At 57.9% G+C, this 20,297-nt stretch carries 23 protein-coding genes and 1 other RNA gene; 17 read left to right on the forward strand and 7 right to left on the reverse strand.

From position 1 onward, the window contains the following. Positions 1 to 150 precede the first annotated feature (150 nt). The 3 genes from AC2TDA_RS13415 (at position 151) to AC2TDA_RS13425 (ending at position 2,045) form a co-directional block, all read left to right on the forward strand. The gene (locus tag AC2TDA_RS13415; protein ID WP_480876698.1) at positions 151 to 786 is read left to right on the forward strand and encodes a DUF1326 domain-containing protein; all 636 of its coding nucleotides are present in this window, start codon (positions 151 to 153) and stop codon (positions 784 to 786) included. A 13-nt stretch (positions 787 to 799) separates the two neighbouring features. Then, positions 800 to 1,642: a DUF2182 domain-containing protein gene (locus AC2TDA_RS13420; RefSeq protein WP_480876701.1), complete on the forward strand. Its 843-nt coding sequence runs from the start codon at positions 800 to 802 to the stop codon at positions 1,640 to 1,642. Positions 1,643 to 1,712: 70 nt separating this feature from the next. Then, positions 1,713 to 2,045, forward strand: coding sequence for a GYD domain-containing protein (locus AC2TDA_RS13425; RefSeq protein ID WP_480848499.1), 333 nt, complete (start codon positions 1,713 to 1,715; stop codon positions 2,043 to 2,045). A gap of 6 nt (positions 2,046 to 2,051) precedes the next feature. Here the strand turns inward: AC2TDA_RS13425 and rnpB are convergent. From rnpB to gatC, 5 genes are all read right to left on the reverse strand, one after another. Next, positions 2,052 to 2,449, reverse strand: an RNA gene (gene rnpB, locus AC2TDA_RS13430) — RNase P RNA component class A. Between the two features lie 45 nt (positions 2,450 to 2,494). Then, the gene (locus AC2TDA_RS13435) at positions 2,495 to 3,214 is read right to left on the reverse strand and encodes an N-acetylmuramoyl-L-alanine amidase (protein ID WP_480878076.1); all 720 of its coding nucleotides are present in this window, start codon (positions 3,212 to 3,214) and stop codon (positions 2,495 to 2,497) included. Further along, entirely contained in the window at positions 3,165 to 3,878 is a 714-nt protein-coding gene (locus tag AC2TDA_RS13440; RefSeq protein ID WP_480848501.1) for a hypothetical protein, read from the reverse strand. Before AC2TDA_RS13440 ends, AC2TDA_RS13435 begins: the two co-directional genes overlap by 50 nt. A 41-nt stretch (positions 3,879 to 3,919) precedes the next feature. Further along, on the reverse strand, positions 3,920 to 5,407 hold the full coding sequence (gatA, locus tag AC2TDA_RS13445) for an Asp-tRNA(Asn)/Glu-tRNA(Gln) amidotransferase subunit GatA (protein WP_480876704.1): 1,488 nt from the start codon (positions 5,405 to 5,407) through the stop codon (positions 3,920 to 3,922). Between the two features lie 3 nt (positions 5,408 to 5,410). After that, entirely contained in the window at positions 5,411 to 5,698 is a 288-nt protein-coding gene (gene gatC, locus AC2TDA_RS13450; RefSeq protein WP_170325838.1) for an Asp-tRNA(Asn)/Glu-tRNA(Gln) amidotransferase subunit GatC, read from the reverse strand. Positions 5,699 to 5,917: 219 nt separating this feature from the next. Between gatC and AC2TDA_RS13455 the strand changes: the two genes are divergently transcribed. The 3 genes from AC2TDA_RS13455 (at position 5,918) to AC2TDA_RS13465 (ending at position 7,561) form a co-directional block, all read left to right on the forward strand. Then, on the forward strand, positions 5,918 to 6,073 hold the full coding sequence (locus tag AC2TDA_RS13455; RefSeq protein ID WP_480848505.1) for a hypothetical protein: 156 nt from the start codon (positions 5,918 to 5,920) through the stop codon (positions 6,071 to 6,073). Between the two features lie 136 nt (positions 6,074 to 6,209). Continuing rightward, positions 6,210 to 6,773 carry a DUF4202 domain-containing protein gene (locus tag AC2TDA_RS13460; protein ID WP_480848506.1) on the forward strand — a complete coding sequence of 188 codons (564 nt, stop codon included), beginning with the start codon at positions 6,210 to 6,212 and terminating at the stop codon, positions 6,771 to 6,773. 32 nt (positions 6,774 to 6,805) lie between these two features. After that, entirely contained in the window at positions 6,806 to 7,561 is a 756-nt protein-coding gene (locus AC2TDA_RS13465; protein ID WP_480876707.1) for a class I SAM-dependent methyltransferase, read from the forward strand. On the opposite strand, the gene AC2TDA_RS13470 is transcribed toward AC2TDA_RS13465, so the two are convergent. Continuing rightward, entirely contained in the window at positions 7,534 to 8,211 is a 678-nt protein-coding gene (locus tag AC2TDA_RS13470) for a ceramidase domain-containing protein (protein WP_480876709.1), read from the reverse strand. The genes AC2TDA_RS13465 and AC2TDA_RS13470 overlap by 28 nt on opposite strands. Positions 8,212 to 8,268: 57 nt before the next feature. On the opposite strand from AC2TDA_RS13470, the gene AC2TDA_RS13475 reads away from it, so the two are divergent. Continuing rightward, complete coding sequence (locus tag AC2TDA_RS13475) at positions 8,269 to 8,961, forward strand: metal-dependent hydrolase (protein ID WP_480876712.1); 693 nt, start codon at positions 8,269 to 8,271, stop codon at positions 8,959 to 8,961. A 24-nt stretch (positions 8,962 to 8,985) separates the two neighbouring features. Here the strand turns inward: AC2TDA_RS13475 and AC2TDA_RS13480 are convergent, their stop codons facing one another. Next, positions 8,986 to 9,435 (reverse strand): nucleoside deaminase, encoded by a 450-nt coding sequence (locus AC2TDA_RS13480; RefSeq protein ID WP_480848513.1) that lies wholly within the window; start codon positions 9,433 to 9,435, stop codon positions 8,986 to 8,988. On the opposite strand from AC2TDA_RS13480, the gene AC2TDA_RS13485 reads away from it, so the two are divergent. The 10 genes from AC2TDA_RS13485 (at position 9,434) to AC2TDA_RS13530 (ending at position 20,282) form a co-directional block, all read left to right on the forward strand. After that, entirely contained in the window at positions 9,434 to 10,312 is an 879-nt protein-coding gene (locus AC2TDA_RS13485) for a pseudouridine synthase (protein WP_480876715.1), read from the forward strand. The genes AC2TDA_RS13480 and AC2TDA_RS13485 overlap by 2 nt on opposite strands. A 176-nt stretch (positions 10,313 to 10,488) precedes the next feature. Beyond that, complete coding sequence (locus AC2TDA_RS13490) at positions 10,489 to 11,403, forward strand: 5-bromo-4-chloroindolyl phosphate hydrolysis family protein (protein ID WP_480876717.1); 915 nt, start codon at positions 10,489 to 10,491, stop codon at positions 11,401 to 11,403. A gap of 29 nt (positions 11,404 to 11,432) precedes the next feature. Beyond that, a complete protein-coding gene (locus tag AC2TDA_RS13495; RefSeq protein ID WP_480876719.1) occupies positions 11,433 to 12,623 on the forward strand; it encodes a toxic anion resistance protein in 1,191 nt (396 codons plus the stop codon). After that, positions 12,598 to 13,593 (forward strand): DUF2927 domain-containing protein, encoded by a 996-nt coding sequence (locus AC2TDA_RS13500; RefSeq protein ID WP_480876721.1) that lies wholly within the window; start codon positions 12,598 to 12,600, stop codon positions 13,591 to 13,593. The genes AC2TDA_RS13495 and AC2TDA_RS13500 overlap by 26 nt, the downstream gene beginning before the upstream one ends. A gap of 22 nt (positions 13,594 to 13,615) precedes the next feature. Then, positions 13,616 to 14,764: an SPFH domain-containing protein gene (locus AC2TDA_RS13505; protein ID WP_480876723.1), complete on the forward strand. Its 1,149-nt coding sequence runs from the start codon at positions 13,616 to 13,618 to the stop codon at positions 14,762 to 14,764. A gap of 41 nt (positions 14,765 to 14,805) precedes the next feature. Then, positions 14,806 to 15,897, forward strand: a complete 1,092-nt coding sequence (locus AC2TDA_RS13510) for a TFIIB-type zinc finger domain-containing protein (protein WP_480876726.1) — start codon at positions 14,806 to 14,808, stop codon at positions 15,895 to 15,897. A 99-nt stretch (positions 15,898 to 15,996) separates the two neighbouring features. Beyond that, positions 15,997 to 16,665, forward strand: coding sequence for a nitroreductase (locus AC2TDA_RS13515; RefSeq protein ID WP_480876729.1), 669 nt, complete (start codon positions 15,997 to 15,999; stop codon positions 16,663 to 16,665). A 30-nt stretch (positions 16,666 to 16,695) separates the two neighbouring features. After that, entirely contained in the window at positions 16,696 to 17,136 is a 441-nt protein-coding gene (gene dtd, locus AC2TDA_RS13520; protein WP_480876732.1) for a D-aminoacyl-tRNA deacylase, read from the forward strand. After that, positions 17,133 to 18,236, forward strand: a complete 1,104-nt coding sequence (locus AC2TDA_RS13525) for a glycerate kinase type-2 family protein (protein ID WP_480876734.1) — start codon at positions 17,133 to 17,135, stop codon at positions 18,234 to 18,236. Before dtd ends, AC2TDA_RS13525 begins: the two co-directional genes overlap by 4 nt. A gap of 51 nt (positions 18,237 to 18,287) precedes the next feature. Next, on the forward strand, positions 18,288 to 20,282 hold the full coding sequence (locus AC2TDA_RS13530; RefSeq protein WP_480876737.1) for a CocE/NonD family hydrolase: 1,995 nt from the start codon (positions 18,288 to 18,290) through the stop codon (positions 20,280 to 20,282). Positions 20,283 to 20,297 lie beyond the last annotated feature (15 nt).

The raw sequence follows: 20,297 nt of genomic DNA on the forward strand, positions 1-20,297 counted from the left end.
CAGATTTGGAATGATCACGAGTTTGTGATAGCCTTGCCACGCAGTCACGACACAAAGAAGCTAAAGCCAGGCTCGACGCAAGAGGCACCGGAAACAGGCAATACCCTGTCTTAGCAGGAATTCATTGCACGACATTTCCGGGGGGATCTCATGACAGAATTGACGATTCAGGGCGAAGAGTTGGCGAATTGCAATTGCAATTACGGGTGCCCGTGCCAATTCAGCGTACTTCCTACACATGGCAACCGCGAAGCGGTTGTGGTTTTTGACATTGAAAGCGGAAAATACGGAGACACGGATCTGGCCGGCCTGCGCGCGGCCGGAGTCTACTATTGGCCTGGCCCAATTCACGAAGGCAACTGCGAGATGCAGTTGATCATCGATGAAAGCGCCACAAAAGACCAAAGAGCCGCCTTGCAAGCCATCATGACTGGCGAGGACACCGATGAAATGGCGACCATGTGGTACGTCTACAGCGCAATGGCCCCGACCAAGCACGAAACACTCTATTTGCCCATCGAATTGAACTGGAGCCGGGAGGAGCGCTCAGGCTTCGCCAAAGTTCCAGGTGTTTTCGACCTCGAGGTCAATCCAATCGCGCACATCGTCTCGGGCGCGCCGCATCGGGCTTCAATTCAACTGCCAAACGGGTTTGAGTATCGCCATGCCGAGTCGGCCTCGGGAACGGCGAAGACTACCGGTGGCGCGATCAGCCTGACCTTTGACGCGACCCACGCTCATCTGGCCCATCTGAACATATCTGGCCACGGCGTGCTCGGCGCTTGATCGGAATGATCCGATGATCCATCACCCTGCCTCTCCCCGTCCCGGGTCGGTCGAGCGGTTGTTGCGTCAGGACAGCGCCATTGTACTAGGCTGCGTTCTTCTGATCGTTCTGGCCGCATTATGGTACACGATCACCGGTATCGGCATGAACATGTCCGCAGTCGAGATGACCCGGATGGCTGGCCCGATCGGACACCCGATGCAGATGGAGGATGGTATTTCCTGGGACGCGGGCTATGCCGTCCTTATTTTCCTCATGTGGTGGATCATGATGATCGCCATGATGACCCCCAGTGCCGCACCAATGGTGTTGCTTTACGTTGCGCTCAAGCGGATGGGCCCCGAAAAAGATCGCACGGCATTCTACAGTTTGCTCTTTCTGTCCGGCTATCTGGTCGCCTGGGCTGTGTTCAGCGCTTTCGCCACGGTCGCGCAATGGGGGCTGGAGCACTCCGGCCTTTCAGATGGCCCGATGATGACGATTCGATCAAAGGGGTTTGCTGGCTTTTTGTTGCTGGCGGCCGGGTTTTATCAACTGTCCAGTCTGAAGTCAGCTTGCCTGCGTCACTGCCGAAGCCCTGCTCAGTTCCTTGCAGAACACAACAGCCATGGACCGATGGGCGCATTTCGCGTTGGAGCCTCGCACGGTGTGTTTTGCCTGGGGTGTTGCTGGGCGTTGATGCTGCTGCTGTTCGTGGGCGGTGTCATGAACCTCTACTGGATTGCAGGGATAGCGATTTACGTTGCGGTGGAAAAACTGTTGCCGAGGGCGGGTTGGTTGACCCCTGTCACTGGCGCGGCACTGACTGTCATGGGTGTCTGGCTGATCGCACAGGCGATTTTTGCAACCGGCTGAAGCACCCATTCCGGCCACGGGGTCGGCCGAATTTCGGGCCCCGATTGAACCTTCTTAAAAGGAGTTGGAAATGCCTGTTTTCATTACATACGCGTCTTATTCGCACACTGGTGTCAAGGGGATGCTGAAAAAACCCGAAGATCGAACTGGTCCGGTCAAGGCGCTACTTGAAGGGGTCGGCGGAAAGCTATTGGCGTTTTATATCACGACTGGAAGCAATGACGTTGTTGTCATCAGCGAAGCACCGGACGGCACCGATGCGGTTGCCGTGGGGATGGCAGTCGCGGCCTCGGGTGCGGTATCCAAAATCGAAACCGTGCGCGCATGGACCGCATCAGAATTTGTGTCCATCACCGAGAAAGCCGCGGCACTGACAGGTGCATACACGCCGCCAGGTGGATAACAGGATATGCGCGGAGGGCCTGTAAGCCGGATCCTGTTCCGGGGTTGCCCCCTTCGATGACCATTCCTCTAGGCCGCGCATTACTGCGCGGCTCAAGCTGCCAACCCGGTCCCTCTCGGCCAAGACGTGCCTAGCGGCGGTATCGGCTTACGCCGACCGGCCCGCGCGGGGACCCTATTCGGCATTGCTCCCGGTGGGGCTTGCCGTGCCGTCCCTGTTGCCAGGGACGCGGTGGGCTCTTACCCCACCGTTTCACCCTTACCTCGGACCGAAGCCCGGGGCGGTCTGATTTCTGTGGCGCTTTCCGTCGGGTTTCCCCGCCCGGGCGTTACCCGGCACCGTTGTCTTGTGGAGTCCGGACTTTCCTCTCGGGCATGTGCCCCAGCGGCCATCCGGCCCTCCGCGCGGGGTCGTGGGTATGCTTTGGGTCGAACGCCGTCAAGAGTAGATCAGGTTGATACGCCTGAGCGGCGAAGGGGCGAGAAATCAGCGGGTGCCAGCGGCCCGCTTCCCCACGGGCGATACCTGAGACGCACTGCTGCGAGAAGGGCGTCGTCATCGACTTCGGCGGTGAATCCAGCCTCGCGTGCCAAAACACGGAACTCATCCAAGTGCGCATCTTGCTGGCCTTCGTCATCTCCCCGCAATTTTGCCAGATTCTGGCGTTCCAGCCGTTGCCAGTCAAAACGTGGACCGGGGTCAGACTTGCGACCCGGAGCCATGTCGGAATGGCCAATGACACCGTCCGGGCCTATCGCCCAGCGCGCCATGGCTTCCCTCAGCAGGGTTTCCAGAACCGCCATCTGCGGGGCCGAAAAAGGATGATCGCCTCGGTTGTCCATCTCTATGCCGATCGAGCGCGAATTGATGTCGCGCTGGCCATGCCACTCTCCTGCGCCAGCGTGCCAGGCCCGGTCTTGCTCCCGAACCATTTGCCATAAGGTGCCGTCAGTACCGATCAGGTAATGAGCAGACACTTCGGCTGCGGGATCGCATAGACGATCCAGAGCCTCGTCGGCGCTGTCCATGGCTGTGTAGTGCAGCACGATGAGGGTCGGGGTCAGCCCATCACGGCGCGAGCCGAAATTTGGAGATGGGTGCCAGATCGGTTGCAACGGGTTAGTTGCCGACAGCGCTTCTGAAGGGGGTGGGGTCCCAGCCGCAGGCATACCCATCACCGTCCGGGTCCAACCCTTTTCGGTCACGCTGCGGGCCACCATTGGACAGGAACTCGATCTGAGCCTGATCGGGAGACGCAAACTTAGCACAGTTGCGTTGAGCCTTGGCTTGCAGGTTAAATCCCGCACGGCTGTATAGCTGCGTGCCAACCGGGTTTGAGGTGCTAAGCGCGTATTGCACGATGTTTGGCTGACCCTCGGCACCCCGTTGCGGCACGGCGGTAGGGGCAACCACCTCATAGGTCTGGCGGTTCTGTTCAATGCGGGCCGCATCGGATTCAATTGTGCGACGGTTCGAGACAGCGGCGAAATCCTGTTCGTCCGAAATCCCAGCGCTGTTAACTGCTGACGCGTTGGCTACGGGCACCGCCTGACCTGAGGTGCCGGCCAGCGCGGCGGCCGTCTGGTTGGCGATGTCGGTTGCATCGTCACCGGTCAGAGGCGTCACTGCCCCGCCCGAGCCCTGTGCCGATAGCGGTTCCTCTGAAATAACGGGGGGCGGTGCCAGCGGGTTGCCCGTTAAGCCCTGCCCCGTCAACTGCGCCTCACGCTGAGCCTGATAATCGGGCGTGTTAAATCCGGTGCTCGAAACAGGCGTCACCGTATCACATGCCGCAATTAACCCAATGGTCGGGATCAGAAGCATTCTGCGCATTTTCGCTGCTCCGTTTTCTTGTTGTCTTGCCTGCCCGAGGCTTACCACCATTTACCGGGCTTGGCCACAAACCCGGCGGCGCTTTCCAAAGCATAGGCGGTGTTGAGCAGATCACCTTCCTCCCACGGACGACCAATCAGTTGCAGCCCCAGAGGCAGGCCCTGAGCGTCCAGCCCCGCCGGTACCGAAATTCCTGGCAGGCCTGCAAGATTGACGGTCACGGTGAACACGTCGTTCAGATACATCTGAACCGGGTCCGCTTCGGTCATTTCACCCAAGCCAAAGGACGCAGAAGGTGTTGCGGGGGTCAGGATGGCGTCCACTCCTGTCGCGAACACATCTTCAAAGTCTTTCTTGATCAGCGTCCGCACCCGGCGCGCACGGTTATAATAAGCGTCATAGAAGCCTGCCGACAGAACGTAGGTGCCGATCATAACGCGGCGTTGGACTTCGTGGCCGAACCCTTCAGCGCGTGTCTTTTCGTACATCTCAGTTATGCCATCGCCCTGCGCCAGCTGGGCGCGGCGACCATAGCGCACACCGTCATAGCGGGCGAGGTTCGAGGACGCTTCGGCCGGAGCAATCACATAGTACGCAGGCAGGGCGTATTTCGTGTGCGGCAGCGAGATGTCGACGATCTCAGCGCCAGCAGCTTTCAGCATCTCGGCACCATCGGACCAGAGCTTTTCGATCTCGGCGGGCATACCGTCCATGCGGTACTCTTTCGGGATACCGATCTTCTTGCCTTTAATATCGCCGGTCAGCATTGCCTCGAAGTTTGGAACAGCCAGTTCAGTGCTGGTCGAATCCTTGGGATCGTGCCCGCACATGGCTTCGAGCATGATGGCCGCGTCGCGCACGTTCTTGGTCATCGGACCGGCCTGATCCAGGGAAGACGCAAACGCGACGATGCCCCAGCGCGAGCAGCGGCCATAGGTCGGCTTGATGCCAGTAATGCCGGTAAAGGCAGCCGGTTGACGGATCGAGCCGCCGGTATCGGTGCCGGTTGCGGCAAGGCATAGATCAGCGGACACTGCAGAAGCCGATCCGCCCGACGAACCGCCCGGCGTCAGTTGAGCATCGTCATTACCGCGCCGCCAGGGGCTGACAGCATTGCCATAGACCGAGGTCTCGTTGCTGCTCCCCATGGCGAATTCGTCCATGTTCAACTTACCCAGCATTACTGCGCCTGCATCGGCCAGTTGCTGAGACACTGTGGATTCATATTCCGGCTTGAAGCCTTCCAGAATCTTTGAAGCGGCTTGCGACGGCACGCCCTTAGTGCAGAACAAATCCTTGATGCCGATCGGCAGACCACACATCGACGGCGCCTCGCCGCCCTTAATCCGAATGTCCGCAGCTTTGGCGCGTTCCAATGCGATCTCGGGCGTTTTGTGGACAAAGGCGTTCAGTGCGTCGGCTTCATCAATCGCCTTCAGACAGGACTCGGTCAGTTCGACCGATGTCACATCGCCCTTGCGCAGCGCATCTCGGGCCTCGGCCAGGCCCAGTTTATTCAGATCGCTCATGTCTTACTCCACCACTTTGGGGACTGCGAAAAACCCTTCGCGGGCGTCGGGCGCGTTGGCCAGAACCTTGTCCTGCTGGTTGCCGTCAGTGACCACATCCTCACGCCGCTTCAGGCGCATGGGTTCGACCGAGACCATCGGCTCGACGCCTTCAACATCGACTTCGTTCAGTTGCTCGATGAACCCAAGTATGGTGTTAAACTCGGATGCCAGCGCCGGTAGCGCGTCATCCTCGACCTTGATCCGGGCCAGTTTGGCCACCTTGGCGGCGGTGCTTTGGTCAATCGACATCGGCTTCCCTCATATGCGTTAGGGGGCATTTACCCGTCTGCTGCAACAGCTGCAAGACCGCTGCGCGACTGTCTTGCTCTGCCCGGTTTGGAAATGGCCGGCATTGCCCGAAACCAGGCTTCGCAAAAAATAAACTAAATAGTTCACTTTGCCCCTTGATTTTCTAAACTGAACTGTTCATTTCAAGTATTGCAAAACAATGCAAACCGGAGAGTGAACATGAAAACCTTCATCGCAGCCGTTACTCTGTCCGTCGTCGCCCTGAGCACCCCGGCATATGCCTTTGGCACAACCAACACTTTGATCCCGGATCTTACTTTTCCCGACCAGACCCCTGGAACACCGACGAAAAACCGATCCCCCCTGGACAAGTAAACTTGTCCTTCATCCGGGTCGGGTCCCCCCCTCCCCGACCCGGAATTTCTGCAATTGAGTGCTGCACTTGCCCTTGCAAGCCGCTAGGATGAACTCACCAGTCTCGCCCAAAGTGGGCTAGCCAGTGGAGCAGGACATGAGCACACATAAGCAAACGGTATTGGACGCAATCGACGCAGCCAACGTACAGGACCCCAATCAGGAAGACGGTCAACCAGAGGCCCTGCTCTACGGTCAAAGAATGAGCGCTGAACTGAACCGTCTTTTTCCTGATGCCTCGGAGGAACTGCAAATCGCTGCGCGCGCGCAACATGTTGAGCGGTGGAAATTAAAGCGCACCGAATACCCGGAAGGACGCGCGGGGTATCTGGCCTGGCGCAAAGCACAGGGTGTCTATCACGCAGAAGTTGCCATGGGCCTGATGAAACAGACGGGTTATGGCGAAAATCAGATCGATGCTGTCGGACGCATGTTGCGCAAGCAAGGGATCAAGCGAGACCCTGACGTTCAAGCGTTGGAGGACGTGATCTGCTTCGTCTTCCTGAAATGGTATTTCCAACCATTCGCCGAAAAACACTCCGCTGAAAAAATTCAGCGCATCGTGGAAAAGACAGCCCTCAAAATGTCTGATGAAGGCCGTTCGCGAGTTTTGAGGGAATTCGACCTGCCTGATCCCTTGGCAGCAGCTTTTCAGTCTTAAAATCCGGGCGTGGTGTCTTAAGGGGAGTTTTGATGGACGATCTGCAGCTTTTATTGGACTTGCATTTAGGCGGCGCCCGTCAAGGCCCGGGCAACGCGGCTACGACTCGGCTCGCAATGGATCTTGCCGGGCTTACAGATCAGAGAAACCTCAGAATCGCCGATATCGGTTGCGGCACCGGCGCGGCAAGCCTGATTCTCGCAAAGGATTTGGACGCCGAGATTCTGGCCGTGGATTTCCTGCCCGATTTCCTGGCTGAACTGGAGAACCGGGCGGCCGCTGCGGGTGTTGCCCATCGCATCCGAACGCTTGCCATCTCGATGGAGGCGCTGCCGTTTCAGGACGCCGAGTTGGACGTGATCTGGTCCGAGGGGGCCATCTACAACATAGGATTTGAAACCGGGATTCAGGCTTGGCGACAGTTCCTGAAGCCGGGTGGCGTTCTAGCTGTGTCTGAATTGACCTGGCTGACACAGAATCGGCCGGACGAACTGACAGAGCACTGGAACCGCGAATACCCCGAGGTTGCCCTTGCCTCGGCAAAAATCGCGCAGCTCGAGGCAAATGGGTATGCGTTGCTGGGGTATTTCCCACTTTCGACAGACTGTTGGCTAGACACGTATTACCGCCCAATGCAGCAAAGATTCAGTGAATTTCTGGAGCGGCACGGACATTCGGATCAGGCGCGTGCTTTGGTCAAGGCGGAACAGGCCGAGATCTCTCTTTACGAGCGGTATGCGAACTATGTCAGCTATGGATTTTATATTGCTCGAAAGCTGCCGGATTGATTGTGTGATTTGATCAGGGCTCTGCGATAGACTTCGATCATCCAGCCCAACATGACGGCGTTTAGAATGTGCCACATAAAATGCGTCCCCAAGGGGAACCGCCCACATATCGGCGCGTCCAGTGCACGAAACGTGATTGAGATAATCAAGATTACCGCCCCGATCATCAGCCCTCGCGCAACCTGCGGTTCACGACGGCGCAACAGCAAGGAATAGACCAGAATCAACAGGGGCACAGGTGCATATCCAGCCGAGCTACCAAGCCCGGGAATCAGCTGAAAAACCGGTACGGTCAAAGCCGCGTAGGGAAAAAACAACAAGGTAAGGCCCAGTGATGGCCATTTGCCCAGCCCCCAGACGTCTCGGTTCACGCCAAAAATATAGACAAGAATGAACAACAGGATGGGCGTGGTATCCGCTATCGCCGCCCAGACCTGGGCGTGAGTGTGGAACAGGTAACTGCCGACCCCAATGATCGCGAGAACCATCACCAGCAGATAGGCCAGAGGCGCCTTCTGCCCGCGCAACCTTTGCCACATGACAAACGCAGCGATCAGGAATGCAGCGTTTGTCACCGCATTGATCGGTTCAGCCCAATAGGCGGGCGACACCCGTTCGCAATAGCTGTCAATTTGACGTGTCCAGTCCATAGATTTTTACATAACGGATGCTAGGCTGTGTCCAAGCGCATTTTGGAGGAATTGTTCATGAATATCATTTGGCTGGGCCACGGCAGCTTTCGTATCGAAACCGGAGGTCAGGTTCTGCTGATTGACCCATGGCTGACCGGCAACCCGGTCCTGCCGGAAACTCAGCACGACGCAGCCGTCGAAGGCGCGACGCATATCCTGTTGACCCACACCCATTTCGATCACGTGGTTGACGTTCTGCCGCTGGCCAAACATTTGGGTGTGCCCGTCGTCGGGCAATATGACCTTATGGGGTATTGGGCCGAATCCGAAGGTATCGAGACTGTTGGCTTCAATAAAGGCGGGACTGTGAACCTGAACGGAGTGAAAGTCAGCATGGTGCCTGCCTCTCACAGCTCGACCTTTTCCACGCCTGATGGGCTGCGGACCGGTGGAACCGAGGTCGGCTTCATGATCAGTTCTGAAGGGCGCGTGGTCTATGTCTCGGGCGATACCGACATCATGGCGGATATGGAATGGATGGGTGATTATTACCAACCCGATATCGGCATCCTGTCTGCAGGCGGTCATTTCACCATGGATATGAAGGGCGCGACCTATGCGGCAAAACGCTACTTTAACTTCAAGACCGTAATCCCCTGCCACCACAAAACTTTTCCGATCCTCGAACAATCGGCTCAGGCGCTTGCAGACGGGCTGCCCGGTGTTGACGTCATCGACCCGGAAGTCATGAAAGCCATCACGCTTTAACCGGGAGTGCCAGCCCGGCGGAGGCTAACGCCGAGATGCGAAAAAGGTTTTCAACAGCTCGGCAGCCTCATCTTCGCCGATACCGTCGTAAACCTCGGGTGAATGGTGGGCCTGCGGATGGGAAAACACCCGCGCGCCGTGGGTCACGCCACCTGATTTAGGGTCAGGCGCGCCGTAATACACCCGTGTTACACGCGCCGCCGCCATGGCCGCCGCGCACATGGCGCACGGTTCGAGTGTGACATACAGATCATGACCCGGCAGCCGTTCGGACCCGGCTGCCGCGCACGCGGCACGCAACGCCAATATCTCGGCGTGGGCCGTAGGGTCGCTCAACTCGCGCGTCCGGTTGCCCGCCGCTGCCACAACGCTGCCATCCGGGGCGACAATCACCGCACCTACAGGCACTTCGCCTCGATCCGCCGCGGCGCGCGCCTCGTCCAACGCCTGTTTCATATGCGATTTGAAGGTCATGCCCCTGACTGCCTCAGAAACCTGCCTTTCGCAAGTCGCGCAGATGGGTTATGGCCGGGGGATGAGCAACACCCCTCCTCCCGGCGACCGGATCGCCAAAGTACTGGCCCGCGCCGGTGTCGCCTCGCGTCGCGAGGCAGAACGCATGATCGAAGCCGGTCGTGTGACTGTTAATGGCAAGGCGATCGACAGCCCTGCGCTGAACGTGACAGCCAAAGACAGGATTACCGTGGACGGCAAGCCCGTTTCGGAACCCGAACCATCGCGCCTTTGGCTGTATTACAAACCCACGGGGCTGGTGACGACCGCACGCGACGAAAAGGGGCGCGCGACGATTTTCGACAAGCTGCCAGATGACATGCCCCGCGTCATGAGCGTCGGGCGATTGGATCTCAATTCTGAAGGGTTGCTGCTGCTGACCAATGACGGCGGCATCAAACGCAAGCTTGAGCTGCCCGCGACGGGGTGGCTGCGAAAATACCGCGTGCGTGTCAATGGCCGCCCCAAGGACGAAGACTTTGAACCGCTGCGCAAAGGGCTGGTCATCGAAGGAGAACGGTTTCAACCCATGACGGTTACGCTGGACCGCCAACAGGGTGCAAACGCCTGGTTGACCATCGGGTTACGTGAGGGAAAAAACCGCGAGATCCGGCGCGCGATCGAAGATATCGGCTATGTGGTAAACCGGCTGTTGCGCGTCTCGTACGGGCCATTCCAACTGGGCAGTCTGAAACCGGGCGAAGTCGAAGAAATCCGCCGCCGTGTTCTGCGTGACCAACTTGGGCTTGAGGGCGAGGCCAAACTAGAAGCTAACACCAAACGCCCTTCACGACCGCAACGAAAGCGACCGCCCGTCGGCAAGAAACCTCGCAAGTGACACAAGTTACATTACCTTCCCCCTAGCGCGACGGCCTGACATCCCCTAAATTTTCACTGGAAGGCTCAGTGGGGGAAACAACTTGTCTGGTACCGGAGTGCAAAAACTGGCCTACGCAGTGCTTCTGGCGTTGCTGTTCGGTGTCTGCACCGGCCTGCTAGGGGGCCTGTAGAGCCATGGCTAAGCGTTATGGCGGAAAATTCAGCCCCGATGGCGAGCCTAATCGCAACGATCCACGTCCGCGCGGTCAGTTCGACGGCGCACGTGTAGAACCCGCTGGAGCCCGGGCTAATTTGCTGTTTCTGCCCGCAGTCCCTCTGGTCTTTCTGTCCCTGAATGATGGTGCCATTGGCATGACGATGGGTCTGGTGGCTGCCGGGCTACTTACGGCCGCCGCGTTCCTGTTGCGCGAAGGCCTCCGCGCCGAGGCTGCATACAACGCGCGCCGCACGGCCCGCCGCCCCGCATTTCCACGCAAAATTTTTGCCAGTGTTCTGACCGGCCTTGGCGCTGCTTTAGCGGCCTACCGGACCGAGTTTCTGGATACTGAAACCGCCACGCAGGCCAGCCTTCTTGCTCCTGTTTTGTTCGGTATTGCAGCTACAGTTCTGCATTCGGTGTCCTTTGGGCTCGATCCGTTGAAAGACAAAGGGATGGAAGGTGTCGATACCTTTCAGCAAGATCGCGTGGCCCGGGTTGTCGAGGATGCGGAAACGCATCTGACTGAAATGACCGACGCCATCAAGCGAGCTGGCGACCGCAAGATCGAGGCGCGGGTCGAACGGTTTCAGGACACTGCCCGTGATCTGTTCCGCACGGTCGAGGAAGACCCGCGCGATCTGGCCGGAGCCCGAAAATACCTGACGGTTTATTTGCAAGGTGCACGCGATGCTACGATCAAGTTCGCCGATGTTTACGCGCGTACGCGCGATGCACAGGCGTTGGCGGATTTCTCGGCGCTTCTAGATGACCTGGAACAGAATTTTGCCGCGCGTACCCGTAAGATGCTGCTGGATGACCGCAGCGATTTGACAGTGGAAATTGATGTGCTGCGCGAAAGGCTGCAGCGCGAAGGCGTCCGGTTGGACTGACCGGCCATTTATTAGCGAGGATTATCCCCATGTCCGATACCATCAAGAACAAAGCGGTCGAGGCCGAAACTCTGGTTCGGGAGATCACTGCTGTCACCCTGCCCGACCCACAGGCCGAAGTTGTCCCGCTGGAAGAAGCAGAAGAACCCGTCGGAGCAGAAATCCGCAAGCGGATGAACGAGATCGACATGGAGAACACCAACTCGATCGTATCCTTCGGATCATCCGCGCAGGCTGAACTGCAAGAGATCAGCCAGGCCATGCTGGCCGATGTGCGCAACAAGGACGTTGGCCCTGCGGGCGACAGTCTGCGCAACATCGTCACGACAATCCGCGGATTTTCGGTCAGTGAACTGGACGTGCGGCGCGAACGCAGCTGGTGGGAAAAACTGCTTGGAAAAGCCGCGCCTTTCGCCAAGTTCACGGCGCAATATGAAGAGGTGCAAAACCAGATCGACCGCATCACCGACGATCTGCTGGGGCACGAGCACACGCTGTTGAAAGACATCAAATCGCTCGACATGCTCTATGAGAAGACATTGGAGTTTTACGACGAGCTTGCCCTCTATATCGCAGCGGGCGAGGAAAAGCTGACTGAATTGGACAGCCAGGAAATCCCTGAAAAAGAAGCTGAGGTTCAGGCCGCACCCGAGGATCATCAGGTCATGAAAGCGCAGGAGCTGCGCGATCTGCGTGCAGCGCGCGACGACCTAGAGCGCCGTGTGCATGACCTGAAGCTGACGCGTCAGGTCACAATGCAATCACTGCCGTCCATTCGGCTGGTTCAGGAAAACGACAAATCGCTGGTGACCAAAATCAATTCCACTTTGGTCAACACGGTGCCACTGTGGGAAACGCAACTGGCACAGGCCGTGACCATCCAGCGCAGCGCCGAAGCCGCCGCGGCTGTGCGCGGTGCTAATGATCTGACCAACGAACTGCTGACCTCGAACGCAGCCAATCTGCGTCAGTCAAACAAGATGATCCGGGAAGAGATGGAGCGCGGTGTATTCGATATCGAAGCCGTCAAACAAGCCAATGCGGATCTGATTGGTACTATCAATGAAAGCCTGGCTATTGCGGATGAAGGCAAGGCCAAACGCGCCGCCGCCGAGGTGGAATTGAAGAATATGGAGGCCGAACTGCGCGATACTCTGGCCGCCGCAAAGGCTAGGCGCGACGGAATCGGCGACAATGCCGGAACGGCTGTTTCGGGCTAAAGGCGGGCTGGGCGTGGCGCCAATTGGACATCTGAAACCTGCACTGGTGCTGACGTCATTGCTGGCGCTTGCCAATTGTGATGAAACGTTGACGAACTCAGTCGCCTTGCAGGTTCCGCCTGTACAGCCGGAACCTGCGGCAAATGCCTATGTCCCGCCGTCAGCCGCAAGCCAGGATCTGGCCCGATTTTATGACCGCGTCGAGCGCGATCTTCTGACGCGCGGACTATTGCGCACGGATGGCGGTGGCCCGGACACGCCCTATGATGCCGACGATTTGGCTCGAAATTTCGAAGCCATCGCTTTCTACAGTGAATATCCCGATCACGCGATCTCGATCGGGTCGCGTCAGACCGACGGGCAGCTTAGCCGCTGGGCGGGGCCGGTGCGTATTCAGACCGAGTTTGGCCCTTCGGTTGCGCCGGATGTGCGAACACAGGACACAGCCAAAGTCGATGCCTTCGTCAATCGATTAGCCAAGCTGACGGACCATTCCGTAACGACGGTTAGCCGCAAGGCGAACTTTCACGTCTTTTTCGCCGGCAAAGACGACAGCAGTTACGTGGTTTCACGCCTAAAAGAATTAATCCCGAATATCAGCCAGTCCTCTTTGGATCTGGTTGCAAACCCGCGTGCAAATTTCGACTGTTTTGTTTTTGCTTCCGCAACCCGCGCTGCACCGCATAAATACGTGCGCGCCGTGACCCTGATCCGGGCTGAACTGCCCGATTTGGTCAGGCTCAGCTGCATTCACGAAGAGATTGCGCAGGGACTGGGCTTGTCGAATGACAGCCCTGCCGCGCGACCGTCGATCTTCAACGACGATGACGAGTTCGCATTGCTGACAAGCCATGACGAGAAATTGCTGACGATGCTGTATGATCCGCGCCTTGAACCCGGTGTGACGGTCGAAGACGCCCGGCCCGTGGTACGGATCATCGCTCGCGAATTGATGGGTCAGTCACTCTGACCCCTAGGACAGGAGAACCCAAATGGGAATTTTCGATTTTCTGACCGGAGAGTTCATTGATGTCATTCATTGGGTAGACGACACCCGCGACACCATGGTCTGGCGGTTCGAGCGCGAGGGCCACGAGATCAAATACGGCGCCAAGCTGACAGTCCGCGAAGGACAGGCCGCCGTGTTCGTGCATGAAGGCCAGCTGGCCGATGTGTTCACCCCGGGTCTCTATATGCTCGAGACCAATAACATGCCGATTTTGACGACGCTGCAGCATTGGGACCACGGGTTTCAGTCGCCGTTCAAATCCGAAATTTACTTTGTCAACACCACCCGATTCAACAACCTGAAATGGGGAACGAAAAACCCGATCATGCTGCGGGATCCCGAGTTCGGTCCCACCAGAATTCGGGCTTTTGGCACCTATACGGTGCGTGTCAAGGATCCGGCAAAATTCCTGGTCGAAATCGTCGGCACCGATGGCGAATTCACCATGGACGAGATCAGCTTTCAGATCCGCAACATTATCGTGCAGGAATTCAGTCGGGTCATCGCTGGATCGGGTATTCCAGTTCTGGACATGGCCGCAAACACCGCCGATCTGGGTAAACTGATCGCCGCCGAGGTTTCTCCGGTTCTTGAAGGATACGGTCTGGAGATGCCTGAATTCTACATAGAAAACATCTCATTGCCGCCCGCGGTTGAGGCGGCGCTGGACAAGCGGACCTCAATGGGGCTTGCGGGTGACCTGGGTAAATTTACCCAGTACTCGGCTGCCGAAGCGATGACCGCTGCCGCGACCAACCCTGGCCAGGGTGGTGGCATGGCCGCAGGTCTTGGAATGGGTATGGGAATGGCCATGGCACAGCAGATGTCCAACATGGCAGCGGGTCAACCCTCGGGGCCCTGGGGTGGTTCCACCCCCGCTGCCCCGCAACCGCCTGCGCAAGTGGCACCGCCGCCCCCTCCGCCTGTCGAACATGTCTGGCACATTGCAATGGATGGTCAAACCAGCGGTCCATTTTCGAAAGCCAAGATGGGGCGCATGGCGACAGAGGGTGAAATCACGCGCGACACACATGTCTGGACCGCCGGGCAGGATGGTTGGAAAAAAGCCGGAGATGTGCAGGAGCTGGCTCAGCTGTTCACGATCCTACCACCGCCACCGCCCGGAGCCTGAATGCAACCACTTCGAGACCGGAAAACAAGGTAGGCCAGGCAATGACCACGGATGAACATCGCTTTCCTTGCGACCAATGCGGCGCCGATTACAGGTTCGATCCCAGCAAGGGCACGCTGACATGCGACCACTGTGGTCACTCTGAAGCAATCGGTGCCGGCCCGTGGGGTGGCGCCAATCTGCGTGAACTGGATTTCGACGCTGCCATCGCTGACAAGTTGCCGGAAGCGGAAATCGAGGAAACCCGTGTTCTGTCCTGCCAAAACTGTGCTGCTCAGGTCGAGTTCGATCCGAATACACATGCCGCCGAATGTCCGTTCTGCGCCACTCCCGTCGTGACAGACACGGGCGTCAGCCGCCATATCAAGCCACGCGGAGTGTTGCCCTTTGCCTTGGATGAAAGGGCTGCACATAAAGCGATGGGCGACTGGCTGGGGCGGCTGTGGTTCGCGCCGAACGGGTTGAAGGACTACGCGCGCAAAGGGCGCAAGATGCAGGGGATCTACGTACCCTATTGGACTTTTGACGCCGACACCAAATCCAGTTATCGCGGCGAACGCGGCGTGGTTTATTATGAAACGCGCACCGTTATGCGCGATGGCAAACGTGTTCAGCAACAGGTCGCCAAAGTGCGCTGGACACCGAAATCGGGACGCGTTGCGCGTTTTTTCGACGATGTGCTTGTTCTGGCCTCTCGCTCGCTGCCGAAATCTTACACCGATGCACTAGAGCCCTGGGACCTGCCCGCGCTGGAACCCTACCAACCTGAATATCTGGCAGGGTTCAGAGCCGAAGCCTATACGATTGAGCTGAAGGAAGGGTTTACCGAGGCGCGCGAGTACATGTCGCGGGTGATCGAGCGCGACGTACGCTTTGATATTGGCGGTGACCGCCAGCGCATCCATGATGTCGACACTGAAGTAAGGGATGTGACGTTCAAACACATCCTTCTGCCTGTCTGGTTGGCGGCCTACAAATACCGTGGTGATACTTATCGGTTTGTGGTGAACGGGCGGACAGGGCGTGTACAGGGGGAACGGCCGTGGTCGGCTATCAAGATCACCATTGCCGTCGTATTGGGCCTGCTGGTCGCGGCAGCAGCCGGCTATCTGATTGCGACTGGCCAACAATAGGCGAGCACTAAATATCTGTAGTAAATCCACTACGCCGGGCCTTGAAACTCGGGTAGTCTGAGGCCATCCTGCGCGTCGTCCGGGTGGGGAGAGGCCGAGTTGACATTGGATGTGCTGAACAACTTGCTCGACAACCGGTACTCGTGCCGCGCATTCCTGCCCGATTCCGTTCCAAAAAAACAAATTGCACAAATCCTGACCAGCGCGACGCAAGTTCCCAGCTGGTGCAATGCGCAGCCGTGGTTTGTCCATGTCACCAGTGGCGCAGAAACGGATAAATTTCGTCAGGCGCTGCAACAAGAAGCGCAATCAGGCGCACCGGCCCCTGACCTGCCATTCCCAAGCTCGTACAGCGGTGTCTATCAAGCTCGCCGCCGCGCCTGTGGCTGGGCACTGTATGAAGCCGTGGGTGTCCAAAAAGGCGATCGCGCGGGCTCGGCCCAGCAGATGATGGAAAACTTCTCACTCTTTGGTGCGCCGCATTGCGCAATCGTCTCCAGCCCGGCCGAGCTGGGATCCTATGGAGCGATGGATTGCGGCGGGTTTGTCACAGCCTTTACGCTGGCGGCACAGGCGTCTGGTATCGCGAGCATTCCGCAAGCAGCCGTGGCATCGTACGGCCCATTCCTGCGGCGCTATTTTGAGATCCCCGAAGATCGGTTGATCTTATGTGCAATATCGTTCGGCTATCCGGACAAGCAACATCCCGCGAACGCGTTTCGAACAGATCGCGCCGGGCTGGACGAAGTTGTTCACTGGCACGGCTAAATCTGCCGAATTGCATGATGGGAGAAAGAATTGCGCGCCCTATTACAAAGAGTTTCACGTGCACAGGTGTCGGTCGACGGTGCTATCATCGGGCAAACGGGACCAGGGCTGATGGTCCTTGTCTGCGCCATGCAGGACGACGGTGAGAAACAGGCAAGCAATTTGGCGGCAAAAATCGCCAAGCTGCGGATATTCAAGGACGACGCAGGCAAAATGAACCGATCAATTCTGGACATCGGAGGATCGGCCCTTGTCGTAAGTCAGTTCACGCTTGCGGCGGACACATCTCGCGGGAACCGGCCAGGGTTTTCGAATGCAGCCGCCCCGGAACAAGGCGAATACCTGTACGAGTTTTTTGCGCAGCAGTTAAAGGAACAGGGCATCGCAGTCGAAACAGGCCGCTTCGGCGCCGATATGGACGTTGAATTGGTCAACGACGGGCCGGTTACAATTTGGGTGGAAAACCAGTGAAACAAACAGAATTGGCTATCAACATCTGGCAAGCCGGGGTCGACGCAGTGGGCGGCTATACGGCAACGCAGAAGGCGCTATCCGATGTCCCTAGGCCCGATCACATTCTAGCGGTGGGTAAACCTGCGGCGTCCATGGCCCGCGCAGCTTTGCATCAATTCGGAGCGGTTCCAACTCTTGTCGTCACAAAAGATGATCACGGTCGTGACTTGCCTGACCATGTAGAAGTGATCGAGGCCTCTCACCCCGTCCCCGACGATCGCAGTCTGAAAGGCGGCGCTGCCTTGCGCAATGTGGTTGAGGAGATGGAACAAGGCTCTCATCTGCTTTTGTTGGTCTCCGGTGGGGCGTCTTCACTGGCCGAGGATTTGATGCCCGGCAAGACTCTGGCAGATTTGGAGCGGCTAAACCGCCAGCTGCTGTCCAGGGGATTGGATATTGGTGCGATGAATGCCGAGCGGCGCAAACTGTCGCGCATCAAAGGGGGCGGATTGCTGTCCCATTTTAAAGGTCAACTGGTGACAGTTCTGGCGATCTCGGATGTTCCGGGCGACGCTTTGGGCGTCATCGGGTCGGGTATTGGCGCCCCGCCCGAACACCATGACTTTCAGGCGACAACCAGGATAATTGCATCAAACGCGCATGCGCGCACTGCCGCCGAGGCGGCGGCGTTGGCGGCAGGGCAAAAGGTTCTGAGCAATCAGGAATGCCTCCATGATGACTACCTTTGTGTCGCATCACAGCTTGGCCCGCGCCTGAGACAGATGGAAAGCGGCATCATGGTTTTTGGTGGAGAACCCACCGTAGTGCTGCCCGAAAGCCCCGGCCGCGGTGGACGCAATCAGGCACTGGCCCTGGCGCTGGCGCGTGAGATCGCTGGATGCGAAGGGCTTACTGTGGTTGTCGGTGGAACAGACGGAACCGATGGCCCGACACTGGCGGCGGGTGCCGTTGTGAACGGTGATACTTGGCGAGACGACGCTGAACAGTATCTGGCCAGTGCGGACAGCGGCACATTTCTGGATAACGCGGGTGCACTGCTGATCACAGGCCCAACTGGCACAAACGTCATGGATCTCATTGTCGCAATAAGGAGTTAGATTGGCGCTTTTGCCCTTCTCTAATGCCGCGAAGAGACTGAGAGTGAACAAATGACGCGCATTCTCAATTCTCTCTGCGACATCGAAGATATCCCGGACCTGGGCATACGGCTGTCGGATGGCTGCCGTTTGTCGGCGCGGGTTTGGCGACCAACGGACGCCGTCCAGAATCCTGTCCCGGCCATTCTGGAATACCTGCCCTATCGCAAGCGCGACGGCACTACTGCACGGGACGCGTTAACTCATCCTTGGTTCGCCAAGCGCGGCTATGCCTGCATTCGCGTCGATATGCGTGGGAACGGTGACAGCGAAGGGGTGATGGAGGATGAATATACTCAGCAAGAGCTGGACGATGCCGTCGAGGTGATCCATTGGCTGGCCGATCAGCCTTGGTGCAGCGGTTCGGTCGGTATGATGGGGATCAGTTGGGGTGGCTTTAATGCGCTTCAAGTCGCTGCCCTGCGTCCCGATCCGCTCAAGGCGATTATCACCCTGTGTTCAACCGCGGATCGTTACGCGGACGACATTCACTACAAAGGCGGATGTTTGTTAAATGAAAACCTCGGATGGGGCGCAACGATGTTGTCCTATTCATCGCGTGCGCCCGATCCCCAGTTGCGTCCTAACTGGCGCGAGTTATGGGTCGAGCGGTTAGAGAACGAACCTTTCCTGCCGTCGACCTGGCTGCGGCACCAAACTCGTGATGCGTATTGGCGACACGGGTCCGTCTGTGAAGATTTTGGCGCAATACAAGCCGCGACTCTCGCGGTTGGTGGGTGGGGCGATGCTTACAAAAACACTGTACCTAGGCTGGTTGAGAATCTGGACGCACCAGTCAAAGGCATCGTTGGGCCATGGGTCCACAAGTATCCTCATTTCGCCGTGCCGGAACCCCGGATCGGGTTCCTGCAAGAGGCGCTTCGCTGGTGGGATCGCTGGCTCAAAGGGCAGGATACTGGCGTAGTAGATGACCCCGATTTCCGCGCCTACCTTATGGACGGCGTTCGCCCGGCGCGGTGGTACAGTGAAAGGCCCGGGCGCTGGATTACGGAAGCCATAGGGGCAACCTCACACCTGAACAAACTGGACCTTGAATTGAGTGATGCCGGTTTGGGGCGCTCAGGGCCGTTGGACGCCCGCATTCGATCACCCCACCACTGCGGTTTGGAAGGCGGTGAGTACTGCGCCATCTGGCTGGGCCCCGATATGCCAGGGGATCAGCGCGCGGATGACGCCTTGTCAGCATGTTTCGATGGAGACCCGCTAGAGGCCGATCTGGACATCGTGGGCGCCCCGCGCATTCGACTGACTGTCAGCTCCGACAAACCGCAGGCGCAGATGGCCGTTCGCCTGAATCACGTCCATCCCGACGGCGCCTCGACCAGAATCACTTATGGTGTATTGAACTTCAGCCATCGCGACTGCCATGCCGAGCCTTCAGATCTGCGCCCAGGCGAACCGTATGAGGTTGAGCTGGATCTGGACCACATCGCCTACCGGGTTCCCAAGGGGCACTGCCTGCGTGTGGCGATTTCCAGCGCCTATTGGCCCTTGATCTGGCCCTCGCCCGAAACGGCCGAACTGCATCTGACTTCAGGGCAGATTTCCATACCATCTCGAACTTCAGGAACCGACGATGAATGCAACTTTGCCCTGCCAGACGCGGAAGAGCCGCACCAGGCCACCATCCTCCGCGAGGCTTCCAATGCCCGTCGGCTTGAGACTGACATGAACACTGGCACCGTCCATCTGATTGTCGAGGATGACTTCGGGAAAACTCAAGACGATCAGCACGGTCTGATCAGTGGCGGCACGGCGTGCGAGACGTGGTCGATTCACCCTGATGACCCCCTGTCTGCCCGCGGCGTCTGCGAATGGACACAGGAACTGGAACGTCCGGGCTGCGAATTACGTACGGAAACGCGCTGTGAAATGTTCTCGGATGATAAGAGTTTTTTTCTGATGGCCAGCATAAAAGCGTTTGAAAACGATATCTTGGTCTTTACCAAGGATTTCGATGACACTGTTTCGCGCAATCAAATGTGAAAATCGCACGTTCCA

The organism is Ruegeria sp. HKCCD6426 (assembly GCF_057221115.1).